The 20,616-nt window shown below is 74.0% G+C and carries 17 protein-coding genes and 2 pseudogenes; 11 read left to right on the plus strand and 8 right to left on the minus strand.

Annotation, left to right across the window (positions count from 1 at the left end):
* Positions 1-40: 40 nt before the first annotated feature.
* Positions 41-841, minus strand: coding sequence for a class I SAM-dependent methyltransferase (locus AB0I41_RS10390; protein WP_357104498.1), 801 nt, complete (start codon positions 839-841; stop codon positions 41-43).
* Between the two features lie 449 nt (positions 842-1,290).
* Here AB0I41_RS10390 and rpsA point away from each other — a divergent pair, with 449 nt between their 5' ends.
* A complete protein-coding gene (gene rpsA / locus AB0I41_RS10395; RefSeq protein WP_357104501.1) occupies positions 1,291-2,781 on the plus strand; it encodes a 30S ribosomal protein S1 in 1,491 nt (496 codons plus the stop codon).
* 236 nt (positions 2,782-3,017) lie between these two features.
* Positions 3,018-4,199, plus strand: coding sequence for a dephospho-CoA kinase (coaE, locus tag AB0I41_RS10400; RefSeq protein ID WP_357104601.1), 1,182 nt, complete (start codon positions 3,018-3,020; stop codon positions 4,197-4,199).
* A gap of 4 nt (positions 4,200-4,203) precedes the next feature.
* Here coaE and AB0I41_RS10405 read toward each other — a convergent pair whose 3' ends face one another.
* Positions 4,204-5,904 (minus strand): hypothetical protein, encoded by a 1,701-nt coding sequence (locus AB0I41_RS10405; RefSeq protein ID WP_357104503.1) that lies wholly within the window; start codon positions 5,902-5,904, stop codon positions 4,204-4,206.
* A gap of 303 nt (positions 5,905-6,207) precedes the next feature.
* On the opposite strand from AB0I41_RS10405, the gene uvrB reads away from it, so the two are divergent.
* The 3 genes from uvrB to AB0I41_RS10420 are packed head-to-tail and all read left to right on the plus strand — an operon-like array spanning position 6,208 to position 9,568.
* Positions 6,208-8,316 carry an excinuclease ABC subunit UvrB gene (uvrB, locus tag AB0I41_RS10410; protein WP_357104506.1) on the plus strand — a complete coding sequence of 703 codons (2,109 nt, stop codon included), beginning with the start codon at positions 6,208-6,210 and terminating at the stop codon, positions 8,314-8,316.
* Positions 8,317-8,326: 10 nt separating this feature from the next.
* On the plus strand, positions 8,327-9,175 hold the full coding sequence (locus AB0I41_RS10415) for a helix-turn-helix domain-containing protein (protein ID WP_357104508.1): 849 nt from the start codon (positions 8,327-8,329) through the stop codon (positions 9,173-9,175).
* Positions 9,176-9,199: 24 nt separating this feature from the next.
* Positions 9,200-9,568, plus strand: a complete 369-nt coding sequence (locus tag AB0I41_RS10420; protein WP_357104511.1) for a VOC family protein — start codon at positions 9,200-9,202, stop codon at positions 9,566-9,568.
* Between the two features lie 491 nt (positions 9,569-10,059).
* Here the strand turns inward: AB0I41_RS10420 and AB0I41_RS10425 are convergent.
* Both AB0I41_RS10425 and AB0I41_RS10430 read right to left on the minus strand, forming a co-directional pair.
* Positions 10,060-11,264: pseudogene (locus tag AB0I41_RS10425) on the minus strand (DUF6596 domain-containing protein).
* Positions 11,265-11,338: 74 nt separating this feature from the next.
* On the minus strand, positions 11,339-11,680 hold the full coding sequence (locus tag AB0I41_RS10430; protein ID WP_357104514.1) for a YciI family protein: 342 nt from the start codon (positions 11,678-11,680) through the stop codon (positions 11,339-11,341).
* Positions 11,681-11,852: 172 nt separating this feature from the next.
* Between AB0I41_RS10430 and AB0I41_RS10435 the strand changes: the two genes are divergently transcribed.
* Positions 11,853-12,839, plus strand: a complete 987-nt coding sequence (locus AB0I41_RS10435) for a helix-turn-helix transcriptional regulator (RefSeq protein ID WP_357104516.1) — start codon at positions 11,853-11,855, stop codon at positions 12,837-12,839.
* A 190-nt stretch (positions 12,840-13,029) separates the two neighbouring features.
* Here AB0I41_RS10435 and AB0I41_RS10440 read toward each other — a convergent pair whose 3' ends face one another.
* Entirely contained in the window at positions 13,030-13,323 is a 294-nt protein-coding gene (locus tag AB0I41_RS10440) for an antibiotic biosynthesis monooxygenase family protein (RefSeq protein WP_357104518.1), read from the minus strand.
* 104 nt (positions 13,324-13,427) lie between these two features.
* Between AB0I41_RS10440 and pnuC the strand changes: the two are divergent.
* From pnuC to AB0I41_RS10455, 3 genes and pseudogenes are all read left to right on the plus strand, one after another.
* Positions 13,428-14,071 (plus strand): annotated as a pseudogene (pnuC, locus tag AB0I41_RS10445) (nicotinamide riboside transporter PnuC).
* Positions 14,068-14,640 (plus strand): adenylyltransferase/cytidyltransferase family protein, encoded by a 573-nt coding sequence (locus tag AB0I41_RS10450; RefSeq protein ID WP_357104521.1) that lies wholly within the window; start codon positions 14,068-14,070, stop codon positions 14,638-14,640. The pseudogene pnuC and the gene AB0I41_RS10450 overlap by 4 nt, the downstream one beginning before the upstream one ends.
* Positions 14,641-14,963: 323 nt before the next feature.
* Positions 14,964-15,962 carry a TerC family protein gene (locus AB0I41_RS10455; protein ID WP_357104524.1) on the plus strand — a complete coding sequence of 333 codons (999 nt, stop codon included), beginning with the start codon at positions 14,964-14,966 and terminating at the stop codon, positions 15,960-15,962.
* 62 nt (positions 15,963-16,024) lie between these two features.
* On the opposite strand, the gene AB0I41_RS10460 is transcribed toward AB0I41_RS10455, so the two are convergent.
* Both AB0I41_RS10460 and AB0I41_RS10465 read right to left on the minus strand, forming a co-directional pair.
* Positions 16,025-16,939 carry a C40 family peptidase gene (locus AB0I41_RS10460; RefSeq protein ID WP_357104527.1) on the minus strand — a complete coding sequence of 305 codons (915 nt, stop codon included), beginning with the start codon at positions 16,937-16,939 and terminating at the stop codon, positions 16,025-16,027.
* Positions 16,940-16,997: 58 nt separating this feature from the next.
* Positions 16,998-18,095: a dipeptide epimerase gene (locus AB0I41_RS10465; protein ID WP_357104530.1), complete on the minus strand. Its 1,098-nt coding sequence runs from the start codon at positions 18,093-18,095 to the stop codon at positions 16,998-17,000.
* 43 nt (positions 18,096-18,138) lie between these two features.
* On the opposite strand from AB0I41_RS10465, the gene AB0I41_RS10470 reads away from it, so the two are divergent.
* Entirely contained in the window at positions 18,139-18,936 is a 798-nt protein-coding gene (locus AB0I41_RS10470; protein WP_357104532.1) for a tyrosine-protein phosphatase, read from the plus strand.
* A gap of 9 nt (positions 18,937-18,945) precedes the next feature.
* Here the strand turns inward: AB0I41_RS10470 and AB0I41_RS10475 are convergent, their stop codons facing one another.
* Positions 18,946-19,812, minus strand: a complete 867-nt coding sequence (locus AB0I41_RS10475) for a serine hydrolase (RefSeq protein WP_357104535.1) — start codon at positions 19,810-19,812, stop codon at positions 18,946-18,948.
* A gap of 72 nt (positions 19,813-19,884) precedes the next feature.
* On the opposite strand from AB0I41_RS10475, the gene AB0I41_RS10480 reads away from it, so the two are divergent.
* Positions 19,885-20,556 (plus strand): methyltransferase domain-containing protein, encoded by a 672-nt coding sequence (locus AB0I41_RS10480; RefSeq protein WP_357104538.1) that lies wholly within the window; start codon positions 19,885-19,887, stop codon positions 20,554-20,556.
* The last annotated feature ends 60 nt before the right edge of the window (positions 20,557-20,616 follow it).

Below are 20,616 nucleotides of genomic sequence, written 5' to 3' on the forward strand. Positions count from 1 at the left end.
CCGTCGATGGGGTGGGGGCCGCACCGCGAGTGCGACGTGGTCATTCGGCGGGCTTCTCGGCGACGAAGATGGCGGTGCCGGGGAAGAGCCGCCCGCGCAGCGGGCTCCACTGCCCCCATACCCCCTCGTGTCCCTCCGGCCACTCCGGCTCCACCACGTCGACCAGGCGGAACCCCGCCCCGACCAGCTCGCGGACCCGGTCGCCCAGGGTGCGGTGCTGCTCGACGTAGGTGGCCACGCCGCGCTCGTCCTGCTCGACGTACGGGGAGCGGTCGAAGTACGAGTGCACGGCGGTGAGCCCACCCTCGCCCGGGTCGTCGAGGAAGATCCAGCGCATCGGGTGGGTCACCGAGAACACCCAGCGGCCGCCCGGGCGCAGCACCCGCGCCACCTCGGCCATCAGGGCGGCCGAGTCGTCGACGAAGGGGATCGCGCCGAAGGCGGTGCAGGCGATGTCGAACGCCCCGTCGGCGAAGGGCAGCGCCAGCGCGTCGGCCTGTACCAGCGGCACGCGTACCCCGGTGGTGGCGGCGTGCCCGGCGTGCCGCAACATGCCGGCGGAGAGGTCGAAGGCGACCGGCCGGGCGCCCTGGGTGGCCAGCCAACGGGCACCGGCCGCCGCGCCGCAGCCGACCTCCAGCACCCGACGCCCGGCGACGTCGCCGAGGAGCCGGGCGTCGGCCTCGCGCAGCCCTTCCGGGCACCAGACGAAGTCGACCTCGCCGAGGAACGCGCCGTGCTCGGCCTGGTAGTCGTCGGCGTCGGTGTCCCACCAGCCCCGGTTGGCCCGGCGGGTCTCCGCGTCGCCGACCCGCCGTCGGGTCACCCTGTCGTCGTCCACCCGCTCACGCTAGGCCCTGCCCCGGTCGGCTACGACGGCGCCCGGCCGGCGGGACGGCGGAGATCGGAACGGAGCGTCGGCGGGATCGGTGGCGGACGGGCAGGGCGGTCGGCGGGCCGGCCGGCGATGCGCTACCTTGTCGGCACGTGGGGCGGGTGTGACGCAGGAGACAGGCGAGACGCTTTACCGCCGAAATCTCCGCTTTCGCAGTTGATGAGGTCGCGAGGACCCGGGAGGCCTTGCACGCTGTGGTAATGCAGCGGGTAGGCTAGACGATGCGCTCGCGGATCGTGTGCCTCGGCAGGGAGCAGGTGCGCGGTCACCGGAGCCACTAATGATCTTCACTTGGCGATCGTTCGGTGTGCCCGGCGGCGGATCCGCTGGCGCGAAATGGTCACCGCGACACCACGCCTGCTGTGACAACCCATCCGACCGGAGCAACCGCCCACATGACGAGCAGCATCGAGGCCCCCTCGAGCGCCACCCGGGTCACCCACGACGATCTCGGTTCCGAGGAGGCTTTCCTCGCCGCGATCGACGAGACCATCAAGTACTTCAACGACGGCGACATTGTCGAAGGCACCGTCGTCAAGGTCGATCGGGACGAGGTCCTGCTCGACATCGGCTACAAGACCGAGGGCGTCATCCCCTCTCGGGAGTTGTCGATCAAGCACGACGTGGACCCCGCCGAGGTCGTCTCGGTCGGTGACCACATCGAGGCCCTGGTCCTCCAGAAGGAGGACAAGGAGGGTCGTCTGATCCTCTCCAAGAAGCGGGCGCAGTACGAGCGGGCCTGGGGCACGATCGAGAAGATCAAGGACGAGGACGGCGTCGTCCGCGGTTCGGTCATCGAGGTGGTCAAGGGTGGCCTCATCCTCGACATCGGGCTGCGCGGCTTCCTGCCCGCCTCCCTGGTCGAGATGCGGCGGGTGCGTGACCTGCAGCCGTACGTCGGCCGCGAGCTCGAAGCCAAGATCATCGAGCTGGACAAGAACCGCAACAACGTGGTCCTGTCCCGTCGGGCGTGGCTGGAGCAGACGCAGTCCGAGGTGCGCACCGAGTTCCTCAACAAGCTGCAGAAGGGCCAGGTCCGCAAGGGCGTCGTCTCCTCGATCGTCAACTTCGGCGCGTTCGTCGACCTCGGCGGCGTGGACGGTCTGGTGCACGTCTCCGAGCTGTCCTGGAAGCACATCGACCACCCGTCCGAGGTCGTCGAGGTGGGCCAGGAGGTCGAGGTCGAGGTCCTGGACGTCGACCTGGACCGCGAGCGGGTCTCGCTGTCGCTGAAGGCGACCCAGGAGGACCCGTGGCGTCAGTTCGCCCGCACCCACGCGATCCAGCAGATCGTGCCGGGTAAGGTCACCAAGCTGGTGCCGTTCGGCGCCTTCGTCCGGGTGGACGACGGCATCGAGGGCCTGGTCCACATCTCCGAGCTGGCCGAGCGCCACGTGGAGATCCCGGAGCAGGTCGTGCAGGTCGGCTCCGAGGTCATGGTCAAGGTCATCGACATCGACCTGGAGCGCCGCCGCATCTCGCTGTCGCTCAAGCAGGCCAACGAGGGCTTCGTCGAGGGCGAGGAGCACTTCGACCCGACCCTCTACGGCATGGCCGCGACCTACGACACCGAGGGCAACTACATCTACCCGGAGGGCTTCGACCCGGAGACGGGCGAGTGGCTCGAGGGGTACGACAAGCAGCGCGAGACCTGGGAGAACCAGTACGCCGAGGCGCGTCAGCGCTGGGAGGCCCACACCAAGCAGGTGCAGACCTCCCGGGCCGCCGACGCCGAGGCCGCTGCCAACCCGGCTCCGGCCGTCACGGGTGGCACCACCACCTCGACCAGCGCGGCCCCGAGCCGGCAGGCCGAGGAGCCGGCCGGCACCCTGGCCACCGACGAGGCGCTCGCCGCTCTGCGGGAGAAGCTCGCCGGCGGCAAGTGACTCGCTGACGACGACGGGCCCCGTTCCCGCGATCCGGTGTGACACCGGGTCGTCGGGGGCGGGGCCCTCGCGTGTCTCCGGTCCGGCCACCGTCCCCGGGCCCACGCCCACCGGCCCGGGCCCCGGCCACGCCCGACGGGCCTGTGGCGCCGGCGGGGCGACTCCGCCCCGCCGTGCCGCCGCCGAGGCGCCCGAGCGGTTTGGTGCTGCGGGCGGAGATCCGGTTGACTGGTCCGGTGCTGATGGTGGGACTGACCGGAGGGATCGGGTCCGGCAAGAGCGCCGTGACGACCCGGCTGGCCGAGCGGGGCGCGGTGGTCGTCGACGCCGACCGGATCGCCCGCGAGGTGGTCGCCCCGGGCACCGAGGGGCTGGCCGAGATCGTCGCCGCCTTCGGTGACCGGGTGCTCGACGCCGGGGGTGCGCTGGACCGCGCGGCGCTGGGCGCGGTGGTCTTCGCCGACGAGGTGGCCCGCCGCCGGCTGGAGGCGATCACCCACCCCCGGGTGCGGGCGCGTACCGCCGAGCTGGCCGCTGCGGCGCCCCCGGACGCGGTGGTGGTCAACGACGTGCCGCTGCTGGTCGAGGTGGGGCTCGCGCCGACGTACCACCTGGTGGTTGTCGTGCAGGCGGCCGTTGCCACCCGGCTGGAGCGGCTGGAACGCGACCGGGGCATGCCCCGCGCGGAGGGGGAGCGGCGGATTGCCGCGCAGGCGGACGACGCCCGCCGGCGCGCGGCGGCGGACGTGGTGCTCACCAACGACGGCACCCTCGACCAGCTGCACGCCGCCGTGGACGCCCTCTGGCGGGACCGGCTGCTGCCCTATGAGCGCAACGTCCGCGAGCGGCGGGCGGTCCGCCCGCAGCGGGTGGTGCTGACCGAGCCGGACCCGACCTGGCCCCAGCAGTACGACCGGGTGGCCGCCCGGATCCGGCACGCCGTCGCCCCGGCGGACCTGCGCATCGACCACATCGGCTCGACCGCCGTGCCCGGCCTGGCCGCCAAGGACGTGATCGACGTCCAGGTGACCGTGCCGTCGTTGGACGAGGCGGACGGGCCGCTCGCCGAACGGCTCGCCCGGGCGGGCTTCCCCCGGTTGCCCGGCGAGTGGTGGGACAACCCGCGTCCGGCCGGCAGCGGGCGGTGGGAGAAGCGGCTGCACGGCAGCGCCGACCCGGGGCGCCCGGTCCATCTCCACCTGCGGGTGGCCGACTCGCCGGGCTGGCGGTACGCCCTGCTGATGCGCGACCACCTGCGCGCCGACCCGGACCAGCGGGCCGCCTACCTGCTGCTGAAGCGGGAGCTGGTGGCCGCGGCGCCGGACAGCGGCGCGTACGCGACGGCCAAGGACCCCTGGTTCGACGAGGAGCACCTGCGGGCCGAGGAGTGGGCCGCGCAGACCGGCTGGCGACCCTGACCGGTCAGCGGCGCCCCGCCGTGCCGGCCCGCGCCGCCGGCGCCTTGCGGGTGGGCGGCCCGGGTCGGGGCGGCACGATCCCCGCCGGCACCGGCCCGGGGGCGAGGTCCAGCTGGGCCCAGGCGCCCGCCCGGGTGCGTAGCTCCAACCGGCGTGGCAGGCCCGTGCGGTCGAGCCAGTAGCGCAGCCGTAGGCCCTGGGCGCGCAGCTCGACCACGTCCACCACCCGGCCGGCGACCCGGTCGGCGCGCAGGCGCACGGCGGCGCGGGGTCGGGCGGGTGTCGTGTCCGCCCGCAGCGCCGCATCGACCAGCAGGTCGAGGTCGTCCAGCGGGCGTGCGCCGGTCCGCCATCCGGCCCCGGCCGGCGGTGGCAGCGGCGGGCCGGTGGGGGCGCCGGCGCCGTCGGTGCCGGGCCCGACCGGCACCTCCGCGCGGGCGAAGCCGCCCCGATCGTGCCGCAGCAGGGTACGCCGGCCGAGGGTGTCCAGCTCGGCCACCGACAGGTACGCGGCCCCGCCGGACCAGCTCAGCCATCCCGAGCCGCGCAGGTTGGCGGCGGTGCCGAGCGGGACCGCGACGGTGACCGCGGCGCCGGGCTGGGCCCGCAGCCGGGCGGGGACCTGGGCCAGCCGGTCGGCCTCGGCGTCGGTGAGCGCGCGGGGCAGCCCGGGCCGGCCGCCCAGCGCGTCGACCGGCCAGATGGTGGGCCGGTTGCCGCGTTGCAGCTCGACGGCGACCGCCTGCCCGCCGGGAAGCCGCCCCTCCCACCGGCGCAGCCGGGCGTCGCGGTCGACCCACCAGCGGGGGTCGCCGTCAGCGGCAGCCGGCGGAGCGGGCGGGCTGGCGGTGGGGTCGGCGGCGGTGGGCCCGGGCAGCGGGGCCTGGAGGACGTCCACCGGCTCGCCGGCGAGCGTCTCCCGTCCCACCCACCGCCCCGCGCCGCGGCGCAGCGGGTCGGCCGGTTCCGCCCGGTCCGCGCTCAGTCCGAAGAGCAGGTCGAGCACCCCGGCGAGGGGCCGGTCGGCGGGCAGGTCGCGCAGCCGCCAGCGGTCCGTCGGCGGCACCAGCGGCGGCGGCGCCGGCGTGGGCACCGCGGCGGGGTCGGGGCGGACCACGACGACCGAGTGCGTCGCCTGCACCAGCCCCCGGTCGACGCCCGCGCCCGGGCCGCCGACGTCGAGGTAGGCCAGGGGCCGGGCCCAGTCGACCCAGCCGACCAGGTCGGTGCGGGTGGCGCCGGCCCCCACGGTGACCCGTACCCCGGCGCGCACGTCGCGGTAGTTGGTGACCCGGGTCGCGGCCAGCCGCTCGGCCTCGCCCTGGGTCAGCGCCCGGGCCGGTTCCCCGGCGGCGGGCCCCCAGCTCAGCAGGCCGGCGACCAGGGCCGCGGCGGAGGCCGCGGCGACCACGCCGAGCGCGACCAGGGTGGTGCGCCGACGCGCGGGCTGCTCCGGGGAGGTGATGACGGCGATCAGGCCCGGTGGGGGGGCGAGCGCGTGCCGGGCGGGTGCGCGCCGTCGCCGGCCCGGCCGCCGGCGGCGCCGGTCCGCCCGGTCGGCCGGCCAGGACCCGGGCCCGACGCCGGTGCCGCCGGGGGCGGGGGTGCGGGTGGACGGGTGCGTCGCCGGCCGCGCGTCGACGGGGCGGTCCGGGGGCGGGCCCGTCGGGGCGGGCGGCGGCGGCCGGTCGGGGGAGGTCTCCACGAGTGGTTGAACGGTTGGTGGCGGAGAGGGTGACGAGATAGGGGCGCTCGCGGCGGCCGGTCTGCGCCCTGGGCGCGACCACGTCGGGTGCGCACGCCGGCGATGTCCGGGTGCTGCGACCCTTCTGTGCCGGGGGTGGGAGCCCGCTGAGGGCCCGGCCACCGGCCCGGTCGGCCGCCGCGAGCGGCCTACGGTGTCCAGGCTAGCGCGGCGAGATGTGGCCCACAATGGGAATATCGAAGCCGATCACGGACCGACCGTAGTCGCGGCGGAGTGTCGGACCCTCGGCGTACCGTTGGTGTCATGGCGCTCGACATTCCCCGGCTCGACGGCCGCTTCCAGGTCGTCAGCGAGTTCCAGCCGGCCGGCGACCAGCCGGCGGCCATCGATGAGCTTGAGCGTCGGGTCCGGCGCGGCGACCGCAACACCGTGCTGCTCGGCGCGACCGGCACCGGCAAGAGCGCCACCACGGCGTGGCTCGTCGAGCGGCTGCAACGCCCCACGCTGGTGCTCGCGCCCAACAAGACGCTCTGCGCCCAACTGGCCAAGGAGTTCAGCGAGCTGCTCCCGCACAACGCGGTGGAGTACTTCGTCTCGTATTACGACTACTACCAGCCCGAGGCGTACATCCCGCAGACCGACACCTACATCGAGAAGGACTCCTCGATCAACGAGGAGGTCGAGCGGCTGCGCCACTCGGCCACCATGTCCCTGCTCACCCGCCGCGACGTGATCGTGGTCGCCACGGTCTCCGCCATCTACGGCCTGGGCACCCCCGAGGAATACCTGGACCGCGCGGTCCGGGTCGCCGTCGGGCAGGAGCTCGACCGCGACCAGCTGCTGCGCCGCCTGGTCGACATCCAGTACACCCGCAACGACATGGCCTTCCAGCGGGGCACCTTCCGGGTCCGCGGCGACACGCTGGAGATCATCCCGGCGTACGAGGAGCTGGCGGTTCGGATCGAGCTCTTCGGCGACGAGGTGGAGAAGCTCTACTACCTCAACCCGCTCACCGGTGACGTGGTCAAGGAGGTCGACCACCTGCTGATCTTCCCGGCCACCCACTACGCGGCGGGCCCGGAGCGGATGGAGCGGGCGACCCGCGACATCGAGACCGAGTTGGCCGAGCGGCTGGCCGAGCTGGAGCGGCAGGGCAAGCTGCTGGAGGCGCAGCGGCTGCGGATGCGCACCACCTACGACCTGGAGATGATGCGCCAGGTCGGCTTCTGCTCCGGCATCGAGAACTACTCCATGCACATCGACGGCCGGCTGCCCGGCAGCCCGCCGCACTGCCTGCTCGACTACTTCCCGGACGACTTCCTCACCGTGGTCGACGAGTCGCACGTGACCATCCCGCAGATCGGCGGCATGTACGAGGGCGACGCGTCCCGCAAGCGGATGCTGATCGACCACGGCTTCCGGCTGCCCAGCGCCGCCGACAACCGGCCGCTGCGCTTCGACGAGTTCCTGGAGCGGGTCGGCCAGATGGTCTACCTCTCCGCCACCCCGGGCCCGTGGGAGCTGGAGCAGGCCCAGGGGGAGTACGTCGAGCAGGTGATCCGCCCGACCGGCCTGATCGACCCGGAGGTCGTCGTCAAGCCCACCAAGGGCCAGATCGACGACCTGATGCACGAGATCAAGCTGCGCACCGAGCGCGACGAGCGGGTGCTGGTCACCACGCTGACCAAGAAGATGGCCGAGGACCTGTCCGACTACCTCCTGGAGAACGGCATCCGGGTGCGCTACCTGCACTCCGAGGTCGACACGCTGCGCCGGGTGGAGCTGCTGCGCGAGCTGCGCAAGGGCGACTACGACGTGCTGGTCGGCATCAACCTGCTCCGGGAGGGCCTGGACCTGCCCGAGGTGTCGCTGGTGGCGATCCTCGACGCCGACAAGGAGGGCTTCCTGCGCAGCGGCCGGTCGCTGATCCAGACCATCGGCCGGGCCGCCCGGAACGTCTCCGGCCAGGTCCACATGTACGCCGACAAGATCACTCCGTCGATGGCGGCCGCGATCGACGAGACCAACCGGCGGCGGGCCAAGCAGATCGCGCACAACGAGGCGCACGGCATCAGCCCGGAGCCGCTGCGCAAGAAGATCCACGACATCCTCGACGACATCTACCGCGAGGCGGAGGACACCGAGAACAGCCGGGTCGGCGGGGCGGTGCGCCAGCTCTCCCGGGGCAAGGCCCCGGTCAAGGAGACCCGCAGCCGCAGCCGGGCCACCGCGGCCGGCCCGTCCCGGGAGGGGATGGCCCGCGCCGACCTGGCGCAGCTCATCCAGGAACTCAACGACCAGATGCTGGCCGCCGCCCGGGAGCTGCAGTTCGAGTTGGCCGCCCGGATCCGGGACGAGGTCGCCGACCTCAAGAAGGAGCTGCGCGGGATGGACGCCGCAGGCGTGAAGTAGGGCCCGGGCGATGGGCGGGATCGAGGTCGTCGTCGGTCTGCCCGACCCCCGCCTGCGCCCGTTCGTCGACCGGTACCTCGGCTACCGGGAGCCCGCGCCGCGTCTGCTGATCCGCCGGGAGGTGGCCGGCGCCTTCGTGGTGCTGGTCCTCGGCTGGGGCGCCCCGCTCGACGTGGTCGACCCGCGCGCGGCGGGGCGCGGTGCGTACGGGGTGGATTCGTTTGTCGCCGGGCCCTTCGACGGCTACTGCACCACCTCGACCGTGGGGGTGGGCCTCGGCGTGCAGCTGCTGCTCACCCCGCCGGCGGCCCGCCGGGTCCTCGGCCTGCCGCTCGGCGAGCTGGCCAATCGGGCCGTGGCGGTCGGGGACCTGCCCGATCCGTGGCTGGACCAGCTGCGGTGCCGGCTGGCCGACGCGCCGGACTGGTCGCGCCGGTTCGCCCTGCTCGACGTGGCGGTCGGCGCGCGGCTGGCCGGGTCCGCCGCGATCGACCCGCGGCTGGTCCGGGCCTGGCGCCGGCTCGCCGGCACCGGCGGGCGGATCGGTGTCGGTGAGCTCGCCGACGAGCTGGGCTGGAGCCGGCGACATCTCGCCGTCCGGTTCCGCGCGGAGATCGGGCTGACGCCGAAGGCCACCGCCCGGCTGCTGCGCTTCCAGCGGGCGTACGCGACGCTGGCCCGCGACCTCGCCCCCCACCCGGGCGCCGACGCCGCCGGGGAGCCGGGCGGCTGGGCCGAGCTGGCCGTGCGCTGCGGCTACTACGACCAGTCCCACCTGATCCGGGACTTCCGGGCGTTCGCGGGCGCCACCCCGGCCCTGCTGGCCTCGTCCGGATCGCTTTCGTCCAATCCCGGCTGACCGGGTCGGCGGCAGACTCTCCTCATGCGAAGCATCTACCCGGTCTTCCGGTACCCCGACGCCCGTGCTGCCATCGACTGGCTCTGCGCCGCGTTCGGCTTCCAGGTCCACGAGGTGCACGACGCGCCTGACGGGTCCGTCGCGCACGCGCAACTCGGCTACGGCGGCGATCTGATCATGTTGGCCACCGGCAGTGGCCCCCGGGCCCGGCCGGCCGACGACGACTACGTCGTCTACGTGGCGGTGGACGATGTCGACGCCCACCACGACCGGGCGAGGGCGGCCGGCGCGGAGATCGTCCGGGAGCCCTTCGACACCGACTACGGCTCCCGCGACTACACCGCCCGGGACCTGGCCGGCAACATCTGGTCGTTCGGCACGTACCGGCCCTGACCTCGGGCGACGGTAAGATCGCCGCCAGGTCCGGCCCGGACGCGTCTTGACCGGGGTCACCGCCCGACGGCCGGCGGCCGGGCCGGGAGGAGGACCACCCCTCGGCCACGGCCCCGGTACGGCACCGGGCCCCGGGCCGGGACGTGTGGCATGGTGGTGTCAGGGCGTCACGGTCGACGCGGCCGGCGCTGGGTCCGCGTCGGCCTGGTCCCGGGACGTCCCGGCGGGGGGCACGTGCCGGAAGGTGAGCGCGACGAAGACGGCGAGGCCGACGAAGACAGGCCAGCATGAACGAGTAGATGTCCAGGATCCACAACTGCTCGGCGCTGTCCGCGCCCAGGTAGACGGTCAGGTGCGGCAGGGCCAGGTACAGCACGCTGACGTCAACGGACAGCAGCAGGGTGGGCAGCGCGATTACCGCCAGTCCCAGTCACTCCCGCCGGGCCGCGCGGGTGGTGTCCATCGTCGTTCTCCTCCGGTTGTGTCGTCGGCTACCTTTCCGACGAGCGACCGGGTCCCGAGTCGACAGCCTCGGCGAGACGGACCGTGAGGAATTCCCGCTCGGCCTCGTTGTCCGCGAGGTCCAACGCCGCGCGGTAGGCGGTCGCCGCCTCCCGCCAACGTCCGAGGCGGCGCCACAGGTCGGCTCGGACGGCCGGCAGATAGTGGTAGCCGGCGGGCCGGCCGTCCTGTTCCAGGACCTCGATCTCGTCGAGGGCGGCCTGCGGTCCGCGCACCATCGACACCGCCACGGCCCGGTTGAGCGCGACGACCGGCGAGGGCCAGACCTTCAGCAACTCGTCGTAGAGCCGCAGCACCTGCCGCCAGTCGGTGGCGGCGTAGCTGCCGGCGACGGCGTGCAGGGAGGCGATGGCGGCCTGGAGCGCGTACCGGCCGACCCGGCCGGTGCGGAACGCCTCGACGGTCAGCCGGCGACCCTCCTCGATGGCGGCCGGTCCCAGGCGGAGCGGTCCTGCTCCTCGAGCACCAGCAGCCGGCCCTCGGCGTCGGTCCGGGTGGCCCGGCGGGCGTCGGTGAGCAGCAACAGCGCGAGCAGCCCGCGCAGTTCCGGTTCGTCGGGCATCAGGGCCAGCAGCATGCGGGTCAGGCTCAACGCGCGGTCCACCAGGTCGGCGCGGACCAGGTCGGTGCCGGACGGCGCGGTGTGCCCGGTCGTGTAGAGCAGGTGGATGACGGTCAGTACCGCGTCCAGCCGCTCGGGCAGTTCGCCGGCGCCCGGCACCCGGTACGGGATCCGGGCGGCGGAGATCTTCTTCTTGGCCCGGGTGAGCCGCGCGGCCATCGTCGGCTCGGAGACGAGGAACGCCCGGGCGATGTCCCCGGTGTTCACCCCGCACACCAGGCGCAGGGTCAGCGCCACCTGGGCCTCCCGGGCCAGCGCGGGATGGCAGCAGGTGAAGATCAGGCGCAGCCGGTCGTCGGGTATCGCGTCCTCGTCGGGCTCGTCCATCTCGGCCTCGTCCGGTTCCACGAGCAGGGGCATCTTCGACCGGAACACGCGTTCCCGGCGCACGACGTCCAGTGCCTTGTGTTTCGCGGTGGTGGTGAGCCAGGCACCGGGCCGGCGAGGTACGCCGTCACGGGCCCAGGCGTCCAGCGCGGCGACGTACGCCTCCTGGACACACTCCTCGGCGACGTCGAGGTCGCCGGCGACGCGCGCCGTCGCGGCGAGCACGAAGGCCCACTCGCGACGGTGGGCGTCCGCCACGGCGACGTCGACCGTGGCCGTACCGCCGTGGTCGCCGACGCTCACTCGGCCGGCGGCACGAACAGCGGCCGGACCTCGACGCCGCCGTCCAGGGTGGCCGGGTTGAGCTTGGCGATCCGCAGGGCGACGTCCAGATCGGGCGCCTCCAGCACGAAGAACCCGGCGACGACCTCCTTGGCCTCGACGAACGGGCCGTCCGTGACGACATCGCCGCGGATCGACGTGGCGGTGGTGCTGGGCTGCAGCGCGAACCCCGTGACGATGCGCCCGCCCAACTCCTCCACCTGGGCCGGGTACCGCTCCAGCAGTGCCACGTAGTCGGGCGTGAGGTCCATCGGGTCGGCGGGCGCCGGCGAGTGGATCAGGATCGCGTACTGGGGCATCAGGTCCTCCTCGAATCGGTGTTCAGCCTCTGCCTCGCCGACGAACGGGGACAGCCGGATTCGACAGCGGGGGCGGGAAATTGTCCCCGGCGACCTCCGGGCGGTTGCGGTGCGCAAGCAAGGTATTGCCCTGGGTGACGGTCCTGCGTACCCTCCGTCGTGGGAGGCCGGGATGCCGTTGCCATCGAGTCCTGTCATCCGACGTGCGCGACTCGGCGCCGAGTTGCGCCAGCTACGCAGACGGGAGGCGCTCACCCTGGAACAGGTGTGCGGGCTGCTCGGTTGGGCGTCCACCTCGAAGCTGTCCCGCATCGAGCTGGGGCAGAGCCGGCCGGATCTCGCCGACGTGCTCGACCTGTTGGACGTCTACCAGGTGCCGTCGCCGCAGCGGGACGCGCTGATCGTCATCGCCCGTGACGCCGCGACCAGCCGTGGCTGGTGGAAGGCGCTCGGCGAGATGCACGAGCGGCAGCGCACCTACGCCGAACTGGAGGCGGGGGCGGCGGCCATCGTGGAATACCAGCCAGCCGTCGTGCCCGGTCTGCTCCAGGCGCCGGGGTACGCCCGGCTGCGGGTCCTCGCGGGCCGGTTGCTGCACCCGGACGTCGACGTGGAGGCCGACGTGCGGGCCCGGCTCGTCCGCCAGGAGGTGCTGCGCCGCCCCGACCCGCCGCGCTACACCGCGCTGCTCGACGAGCGGGTCTGCGACCCGGCCGGCGTCCCGGTCGAGGTCTGGCGGGAGCAGTTGGCGCACCTGCTCGCCGTCGCCGACCTGCCGAACGTGACGATCCGGATCATTCCCGGCACGGCCGGCCCGCCGGGCGCGGTGCACCCGTTGACCGGGTACTCCTGCTACTCGTTCCCCGACCCGGCCGACCCGCGCACGGTGATGCTGGAGACGCTCACCAGCGACGTGCGGCTGGTGAGCGACGCCGACGTCGCCCGCTACGAGCGGATGACCGGTTGGCTGTCGGCGGTGGCGCTGGGCGCGGAGGAGACCGGGGCACTGCTGCGCCAACGGGCCGCCGGGACCGCCGACGGCGCGGGGCCCGGTGCCGAGGGGGAGCCGGCGCGGCGGGTCACGCCGGCGGCGGGTGAGGTGAGGGCGCTCAGTGATGCCGCTGGAAGCCGCCCTCCGAGTCGATCACCTGGCCGGTGACCCAGCCGCCCAAGACCCGATTGGTCATGATCGACAGTCAACCCGCCTGATCGACAGTCAACCCGGCGCCAGGGTTTTCGGCGCGCGGCTCACCGGACCCGGCGCCCCCGAACGCGTCGGGGCCGGTGTGCCGCGCGTGCGTCGCACGGTAACCGGGGGGTACGACAACGACGCGGGTGGATCAGCCGGCTCAGGCCGGCACGTCGACGAAGTGCTCGACCCGGGGCGGGCCGGCGAAGTGCGGGCCGATCAGCGCCCGCCACTTCCCGAACGCCTCGGTGGCCCGGAAGTTCTGGTCGTGCGCCTCGACCGAGTCCCACTCGACGAGCAGCACGAACCGGGTCGGGGTCTCGACGCCCCGGGTCATCCGGGCCGACCGGCAGCCCTCGGCTGCCGTGATGATCCGGTACGCCTGCGCGTAGGCGGCGGCGAATTCGTCCTCGTGTCCGGGCAGTACGTCGATGAGCGCGACCTCAAGCACCATGACCGAAGCCTCGCACGGCCGGCGGTGGGACCGGCGGGGCGGGGTCTGGTCCGCCGGCTTCCGCGGCCCCAGGGTGATCGCTCGGGCCAGGGGAGGGGCGGATCATGCTGGACTGGTTGACCACCGCGGCGTTCACCGTCGGGGGTGTCGGGACGACCTGGGCGGAACTGCTCGGCTTCGCCACCGGCGTGCTCAACGTCTGGCTGGTCGCCCGGCAGCACATCGTGAACTGGCCGATCGGCATCGCCAACGTGCTGCTGCTGATGCTGCTGTTCTGGACCGCCGGCCTGTACGCCGACGCCGGCCTCCAGGTCGTCTACGTGCTGCTCGGCCTCTACGGCTGGTACCACTGGCTCTTCGGCGGCGAGCGGTGCAGCCGGCTCGCGGTCAGCCGGACGAGCGGGCGGGAGTGGGCCGGGCTGGCGGTGGCCGGGGTGCTGCTCACCGGCGGGCTCTGGGCCCTGCTGGGCCGGGCCACCGACTCGACCGTGACGCGGTCACCACCGCGCTGTCGCTGCTGGCCACGTACGGGCTGACCCGCGAGCTGGTGGAGAGCTGGTGGCTCTGGATCGCCGCCGACCTGGTCTACATCCCGCTCTACGCGTACAAGGGGCTCTGGCTCACCGGGGCGCTCTACCTGGTCTTCCTGGCGCTCTGCATGGTCGGGCTGCGGGCCTGGCGGGCGGACCTGCGGCGGGCGGGCACCGCGACGATGGTGTGGCCGGGTCCGGCCCCGGCGACCGCGTGAGCGGCCGGACCGCCGGCCCGGCCCGGCCGGAGTTCCGGCACGGCATGGTGGTCGGCAAGTTCTATCCGCCGCACGCCGGGCACCACGCCCTGATCGAGGCCGCCGCCGCCCGCTGCGCCGCCGTCACCGTGGTGGTCGCGCCGTCGCGCCGGGAGTCCATCCCGCTGGAGCTGCGGCGGGACTGGCTGCGCGAGGCGCACGCGCACACCCCCTGGGTCCGGTTCGTCGGCCGCTACGACGACCACCCGGTGGACTACGCCGACCCGGCGGTCTGGGACGCGCACTGCGCGGTCTTCCGGGCCGCGCTCGGCGGACGCCCGGTGGACGCGGGACGGCGCGCACCTGCGGGCCTGGATGACCGACCGGTTCCGGGCCGAGCTGGCCGGCTGCGGGGTGCCGGTGGTGGAGCTCACCGGGCCGCATCCGGAGCGGCTGGCCCGAGCGGTGGCCACCTGCGACGCGCTGCTGGCCGCCGGCTGGCCGCTCGCCGACCCGCTGGTGCCGCCCGCCTGACCGGCGCGTCCACCGGGCCGGCAGCGACCCACGATCAGATCATTCTTGGCACCTAGCCTCCTAGGACAGCTCTACGGGATGTGGCACGCACCGTGTCGGAAGGTGATACTGCCGGCAATCCCGGTACCTGGAGATGCGGTGGCCGCCCTCGATGGGGAACAATGGCCTCCGAGGAGGGGAGTATTCCCCCGCGACGGAGTCGTCAGCACGGTCGACCGCCGAACCCGGCGGCCCGACCCGGCGCCGTTGGTCATCGTCCCGCTTCGCGGGTCGCTGGCGGAAGAGACCTCCGACAGTCACCAGAGTTCGCGTTGTCGCCCACCCCGCCGTCACTCGGCGTACGGTGTGCCCGACGCGGCGTGTCTGCCGGAGGAATGGATTGAACGTGTCCGGATTGGTGTGGGCCGCAACCCTCGTCGCGATGACGGCGGTCCTGCTCATCGACCTCTTCATCATCGGTCGTCGACCGCACGAGCCCAGTGTCCGGGAGTCGAGCCTGTGGGTCGGCCTCTACGTCGGCCTGGCCCTGCTCTTCGGCGCCGGGCTGTGGCTCACCTCCGGGGCGAGCGTGGCCGGCCAGTTCTACACGGGCTGGCTCACCGAGTACAGCCTCTCGGTGGACAACCTCTTCGTTTTCGTGATCATCATGGCCCGGTTCGGGGTGCCCCGGCAGTACCAGCAGAAGGTGCTGCTCATCGGCATCGTGCTGGCGCTGGTCATGCGCGGCGGCTTCATCGCCGCCGGCGCGGCGCTGATCTCCCAGTTCTCCTGGGTCTTCTACATCTTCGGCGCGTTCCTGATCTACACCGCGGTGAACCTCGCCCGGCAGGGCGAGCCGGACGAGGACGAGTTCAGCGAGAACGTGCTGATCCGGTGGAGCCGCAAGGCGTTGCCGATCTCCAAGGACTACGACGGCGCGAAGCTGACCACGTACCAGGCCGGCAAGCGGCTCTTCACCCCGATGCTGATCGTGATGATCGCGATCGGCACCACCGACCTGATCTTCGCGCTGGACTCGATCCCGGCGATCTTCGGCATCACCCAGGAGCCGTACCTCGTCTTCACCGCGAACGTCTTCGCGCTGATGGGGCTGCGGCAGCTCTACTTCCTCCTCGGTGGCCTGCTGGATCGGCTGATCTACCTCAGCTACGGCCTGGCGGCGGTGCTCGGCTTCATCGGCGTCAAGCTGGTGCTGGAGGCCCTGGCCGACAACAACCTGCCGTTCATCAACGGCGGCGAGCACGTCGCCTGGGCCCCGCACATCCCGATCTGGCTCTCCCTGACGGTCATCCTCGGCACCCTCGCCGCGGCCACCGCCGCCAGCCTGGCCAAGTCGTCCCGGGACCGTCGCCGCGAGTTGGCCGAGGCCCGGCGCTGACCGACCTGCGTACGCGAGAAGGGGCACCTCGGCCGCCGGGGTGCCCCTTCCCGCGTACCGGGTCAGACCCGGCGGACTGCGACCAGGGTGGCGGCCCGTTCGGCCGGTAGCTGCTCCTCCAGCACCCGCCGTTGCCGGTAGCAGGCGTGCAGCATCCGGCGGTCGCCACCGGGCTCGGCGGTGACGATGCCGACGTGGTGGATCGGGCGCCCGGGGCGGGCGAAGAAGTACAGGTCGCCGGGGCGCTCCTCGCCCAGCGGCACCGGCGCGGTGGCCTCGGCCTGGTCGTCGGCGTCCCGGGGCAGGGTCACCCCGAACCGGCGCCAGGCCAGGTGCACCAGGCCCGAGCAGTCGATGCCGTGGCTGGAGACCCCGCCCCAGATGTAGGCCACGTCGCGCAGGCGCTCCGCGACGGCCAGCACCTCGTCGGGCTGCGGCCGCCCGGTGGGCAGCGGGACCACGTCGGCCTCGGGGATCCACAGCGGCCCGGGGTGGCCGGGGGCGTGGACCGGTCGCCACCCGTCGACGGGGCTGCCGGCCGGGGAGAGCCGGGTGCCGAGGACGACGCCGGGCAGGGCCACCGGGCCGCCCGGCGCGGCATGCAGGGCGCTGACCGCGGCGTCGACCACCAGCGGCCCGCCGGTGGGGGTGACCGGGTCGTCGGGGGCCAGGTGGGCGGTGGGCAGCCAGCCGGGGTAGCCGCGCCCGTCGAGCTCCGCCGCGGGCTGCTCGACGGCGGCCACCCGGGCCCAGCCGTCCGGGCGCAGCTCGGTGACCAGCACCCGCTCGCCGAGCAGCAGCTGGCTCAGCACGCACTCGCCGACCCGCTGGTCGGTGTCCATCCCGGCGATCCAGGCCGCGATGTCGGTGCGTGGGGCGAGGGCGGGGCGGTCGACGGGGCGTACCGCCTCGGGGGTGGCCCAGAGCGTCGCGACGGCGACCCGGACGACGGCCTCGCGGCCCGGTTGCAGCTTCATGTCGACCTCCGGTTCGGGCGGGCGCCTATCGCGACCCTATGAAAGAAACCAACGGTCATCAACCGTGGGACTGCACCTTTGCTTCAGTGACCGAGGAGATGCCCAGCCCGGGCGCGTCCGGCAGCACGAGCATGGCGCCGTCGTACCGGATCCCGCCCCGCACCGGCGACCAGGCCAGCCACCAGGCGGCGTCCAGGTCGGAGACGGCGGTGGTGCGGTACGCGGCGACCAGGCTGGCGGCCGCCCCGACGCCGATCGCGCTCTCCATCATGGAGCCGACGATGGTGCCCATGTCGTGGGCGCGGGCCAGGTCGAGCAGGGTGCGGGCGGTGTGCAGGCCCCCGCACTTGGCCAGCTTGACGTTGACCATGTCGGCCGCCCGGCGGCGGATCACCTCGACCAGGTCACGGACGCCGAAGACGGACTCGTCGGCCAGGATCGGCACCTCCACCCGGTCGCTGACCCAGGCGAGACCGTCGAGGTCCCACCGGGGCACCGGCTGCTCGACCAGTTCGACGTCGAGCCCGGCGTCGGCGATGCCCCGGATCACCCGCACCGCCTCGCGCGGCGTCCAGCCCTGGTTGGCGTCCAGCCGGATCCGCGCCCCGGGGCCGACCGCCGCCCGGACCGCGCGCACCCGGTCCAGGTCGGTCGCCGCGTCCGTGCCGACCTTGAGCTTGAGCACGTCGAAACCCTCGGCGCGGCGCTGCCTGGCCGCCGCCGCCAACTCCACCGCGTCGCCGGCGGCCAGCGTGACGTCCGTCGGGACGCGCAGCGTGGTGCCGCCGAGCAGCCGCGCCAGCGGTACGCCCAGCCGACGCGCCGCCAGGTCGTGCAGCGCGACGTCGAGCGCCGCCTTGGCCGACTCGTTCCCGGTCACCGCCGTGCGCACCTCGGCGCAGCGGGCCACCAGGTCGTCGGCGTCGCGGCCGGCGACCGCTGGGGCCAGCATGTCGCGGACGCAGGCCTCGGCCCCGGCGACCGACGCGCCGGTCACCTGCCAGACCTGCGGCGCCTCGCCGAAGCCGGACCGCCCGTCCGAGTCGATCACCTCGACCACCAGGGTGTCCACGGTGGTGGTGCGGCGCAGCGCGGTGACGAACGGGGTGTGGAGGGGAGCGGAAAGCCGGTGGGTGCGTACCGCGGCGATCGTCATGTGCGGCACCCTATACAGACGGACAGCTGAGGGGGAGGGCCGGATGGGCAGGCGGGACTGGGAACTGGTGGGCGCGCCGAACGCCCGTGACCTCGGCGGGCTACCGGCCGTCGACGGGCGCCGGGTACGCGCCGGCCGGCTGATCCGCACCCCGGCGCTGGGCCGGCTCACCGACGCCGACCTGCCGGTGCTGGGCAAGCTCGCCCCGGCCTGCGTGGTGGACCTGCGGGACGCCTCCGAGATGTCGGTCGCCCCGGAGGACCGGCTGGTGGGGGAGCCGCGGGTGGTGCACCTGCCGGTGCACGACCCGGCGCACCCGGTCTTCACGTACGTCTCGGCGCTGCTGCTCGGCCACGACCTGGAGGCGTACGACGAGCTGGCCCGGGAGGGTACGCCGGCGGCGATGGCGGCGATCTACCGCTGGTTCGTCACCGGGGAGTCCGCCCGGGTGGGGTTCGGCACGGCGGTGCGGCTGGCGGCCGGCGTGGACAATCTGCCGCTGCTGTTCCACTGCTCGGCCGGCAAGGACCGCACCGGCTGGCTGGCGGTGGTGCTGCTCAGCGCGCTGGGCGTGGACCCGGCGGCGATCCGGGCCGACTACCTGTGCCACAACGAGCTGACCGTCAGCCTGCGCGAGGTGCTGCTGGCGGCGATGGTCCGGCGGCAGCCGGCACTGGACCCGGAAACGGTCCGCCCGGTGCTGGAGGTGCGCCCGGAGTACCTGGACGCCGCGTACGACGAGGTGCGCCGGGTGCACGGCTCGTTCGACGCGTACCTGCGCGACGGGCTGGGCGTCACCGACGAGATGCGCGACGCGCTGCGGGACACCCTGCTGGAGTGACGCGCCGGCTCAGCCGGTCAGCTCGTGCCGGGCCGCCCAGACCGTCGCCGAGACGTGCGCGATCAGCCGGCAGGCGTCGTCCTCGACCTCCTCGCCGGTCGCGCCGCCGTCGGCCAGGCCCGTGGTGGTGCAGACGACGATCACGTACGGCGGGGCGTCCTCCGGGAGGACCACGCCGGCGCCGTGCCGGACCCCCCGTACCCAGCCGTTCTTGTGTGCGATCCGGGTGCCCTCGGGCAGCCCGGCGGCCAGGTCCTCGCGGTGTTCCTGGGCCAGCAGCACGTCCACCATCGCCGCGCAGGCGGCGCGGGGGGCCAGCGGCCCGGGGCGCGCGGCCCCGGCGACCAGCCCGCCGAGCAGCGCCGCCAGGTCGGCGGCGGTGACCAGGTTGGTGATCCCGGCGTCCCGGGCGGCGAAGTCCTCGATGCCCCGGCCGGTGACGCCGTGCCGGGCGCCGGCCAGCGCCCAGGCCCGGGCCACCGCCGGCAGGCCCACCCGGCCGAGCACGATGTTGGTGGCCAGGTTGCTGGACCGGGTGATCATCCGGTCGGCGAGCCAGCGCAGCGGCGCGGTCCCGCCCATTCGGTCCCACACCGCGTCGTCGTTGTCGTAGTGCTGGGCGCAGGAGAACCGGGGTGCTCCGGGCTGTGCCGAGTCGAACTCGTTGACCACCGGGATCGGCGCGTCGAGGTCCAGCTCGCCCGCCTCGGCGGCCCGGTGCAGCGCGAGCAGCACGGCGACCTTCATGGTGCTGGCCGCATAGTGGGTGGCGTCGGGTTGGCGGGTCCAGGTCGGGGCCGCGCCCAGCCGTCCCACGTAGGCCGAGACGGTGCCGGGCACCCGGTCCAGGTGGGCGTCGAGATCATCCCAGGTCATGCCGGTGACCGTAGCCGATCGTCGGCCGGCGCGGGACAGCGCGACCCGGGCGGGAGCGCCTAACGTGCCGCCATGACGGTTGCCGCGTACGACGCCCACGCCGACTGGTATGAAGAGTTCGCCTCCGACACCGCCGCCGACTACATGACGCGGGTCCGCCGGCAGCTCGCCGACCTGCTCGGCCCCGGCCCCGGCCGCTGCCTCGACCTGTGCTGCGGCACCGGGGCGCACGCCGCCGAGCTGCGCCGGCTGGGCTGGGACCCGGTTGGCGTCGACCTCTCCGGCGGGCAGCTCCGGCACGCCCGCCAGCGGCTGGCCGTGGCCCGGGGCGACGCGGCCGCGCTGCCGGTCGCCGACTCGGCGCTGCCCGCGGTGGCCTGCGTGCTCGCCCACACCGACGTGCCCGACTACCCGGCGGTGATCGCCGAGGCGGCCCGGGTGCTGGCGCCCGGCGGTCGCTTCGTCCACGTCGGCGTGCACCCGTGCTTCATCGGCCCGTTCGCCGACCGGTCCGACCCCGGGCGGATCGTCGTCGACGGCGGCTACGCCGAGCGGGAGCGCAGCTTCCGTGTCTGGTCCGCGCACGGGGTGCGGGCCCGGGTCGGCGCCTGGCACGTACCCCTCGCCGACCTGCTCAACGCGGTCACCGCCGCCGGCCTCACCCTGACCCGCACCGCCGAGTCCGGCTCCGGTCCGATCCCGGATCTCTTCGCCCTGCACGCCGTCAAACCCGGTCGATCATGAGGTGGACGGCGTCATCGACCGCACGATCGACGGCAGGTGAGGGGGCGTGAACGGGCGGAG

The organism is Micromonospora sp. NPDC050200, assembly GCF_040656135.1.
In the GTDB taxonomy this organism is placed as follows: Bacteria; Actinomycetota; Actinomycetes; order Mycobacteriales; family Micromonosporaceae; genus Micromonospora.

What these genes read in the sequence shown, in the direction of transcription:
- AB0I41_RS10460 (WP_357104527.1), bottom strand. Translation starts at nt 16,939, where the DNA reads ATGAAGCTGCAACCGGGCCGCGAGGCCGTCGTCCGGGTCGCCGTCGCG.
- AB0I41_RS10435 (WP_357104516.1), top strand. Translation starts at nt 11,853, where the DNA reads ATGCCGTTGCCATCGAGTCCTGTCATCCGACGTGCGCGACTCGGCGCC.
- AB0I41_RS10420 (WP_357104511.1), top strand. Translation starts at nt 9,200, where the DNA reads ATGCGAAGCATCTACCCGGTCTTCCGGTACCCCGACGCCCGTGCTGCC.
- AB0I41_RS10440 (WP_357104518.1), bottom strand. Translation starts at nt 13,323, where the DNA reads ATGGTGCTTGAGGTCGCGCTCATCGACGTACTGCCCGGACACGAGGAC.
- uvrB (WP_357104506.1), top strand. Translation starts at nt 6,208, where the DNA reads ATGGCGCTCGACATTCCCCGGCTCGACGGCCGCTTCCAGGTCGTCAGC.
- AB0I41_RS10475 (WP_357104535.1), bottom strand. Translation starts at nt 19,812, where the DNA reads ATGACCTGGGATGATCTCGACGCCCACCTGGACCGGGTGCCCGGCACC.
- AB0I41_RS10480 (WP_357104538.1), top strand. Translation starts at nt 19,885, where the DNA reads ATGACGGTTGCCGCGTACGACGCCCACGCCGACTGGTATGAAGAGTTC.
- AB0I41_RS10470 (WP_357104532.1), top strand. Translation starts at nt 18,139, where the DNA reads ATGGGCAGGCGGGACTGGGAACTGGTGGGCGCGCCGAACGCCCGTGAC.
- AB0I41_RS10430 (WP_357104514.1), bottom strand. Translation starts at nt 11,680, where the DNA reads ATGCCCCAGTACGCGATCCTGATCCACTCGCCGGCGCCCGCCGACCCG.
- rpsA (WP_357104501.1), top strand. Translation starts at nt 1,291, where the DNA reads ATGACGAGCAGCATCGAGGCCCCCTCGAGCGCCACCCGGGTCACCCAC.
- AB0I41_RS10465 (WP_357104530.1), bottom strand. Translation starts at nt 18,095, where the DNA reads ATGACGATCGCCGCGGTACGCACCCACCGGCTTTCCGCTCCCCTCCAC.
- AB0I41_RS10415 (WP_357104508.1), top strand. Translation starts at nt 8,327, where the DNA reads ATGGGCGGGATCGAGGTCGTCGTCGGTCTGCCCGACCCCCGCCTGCGC.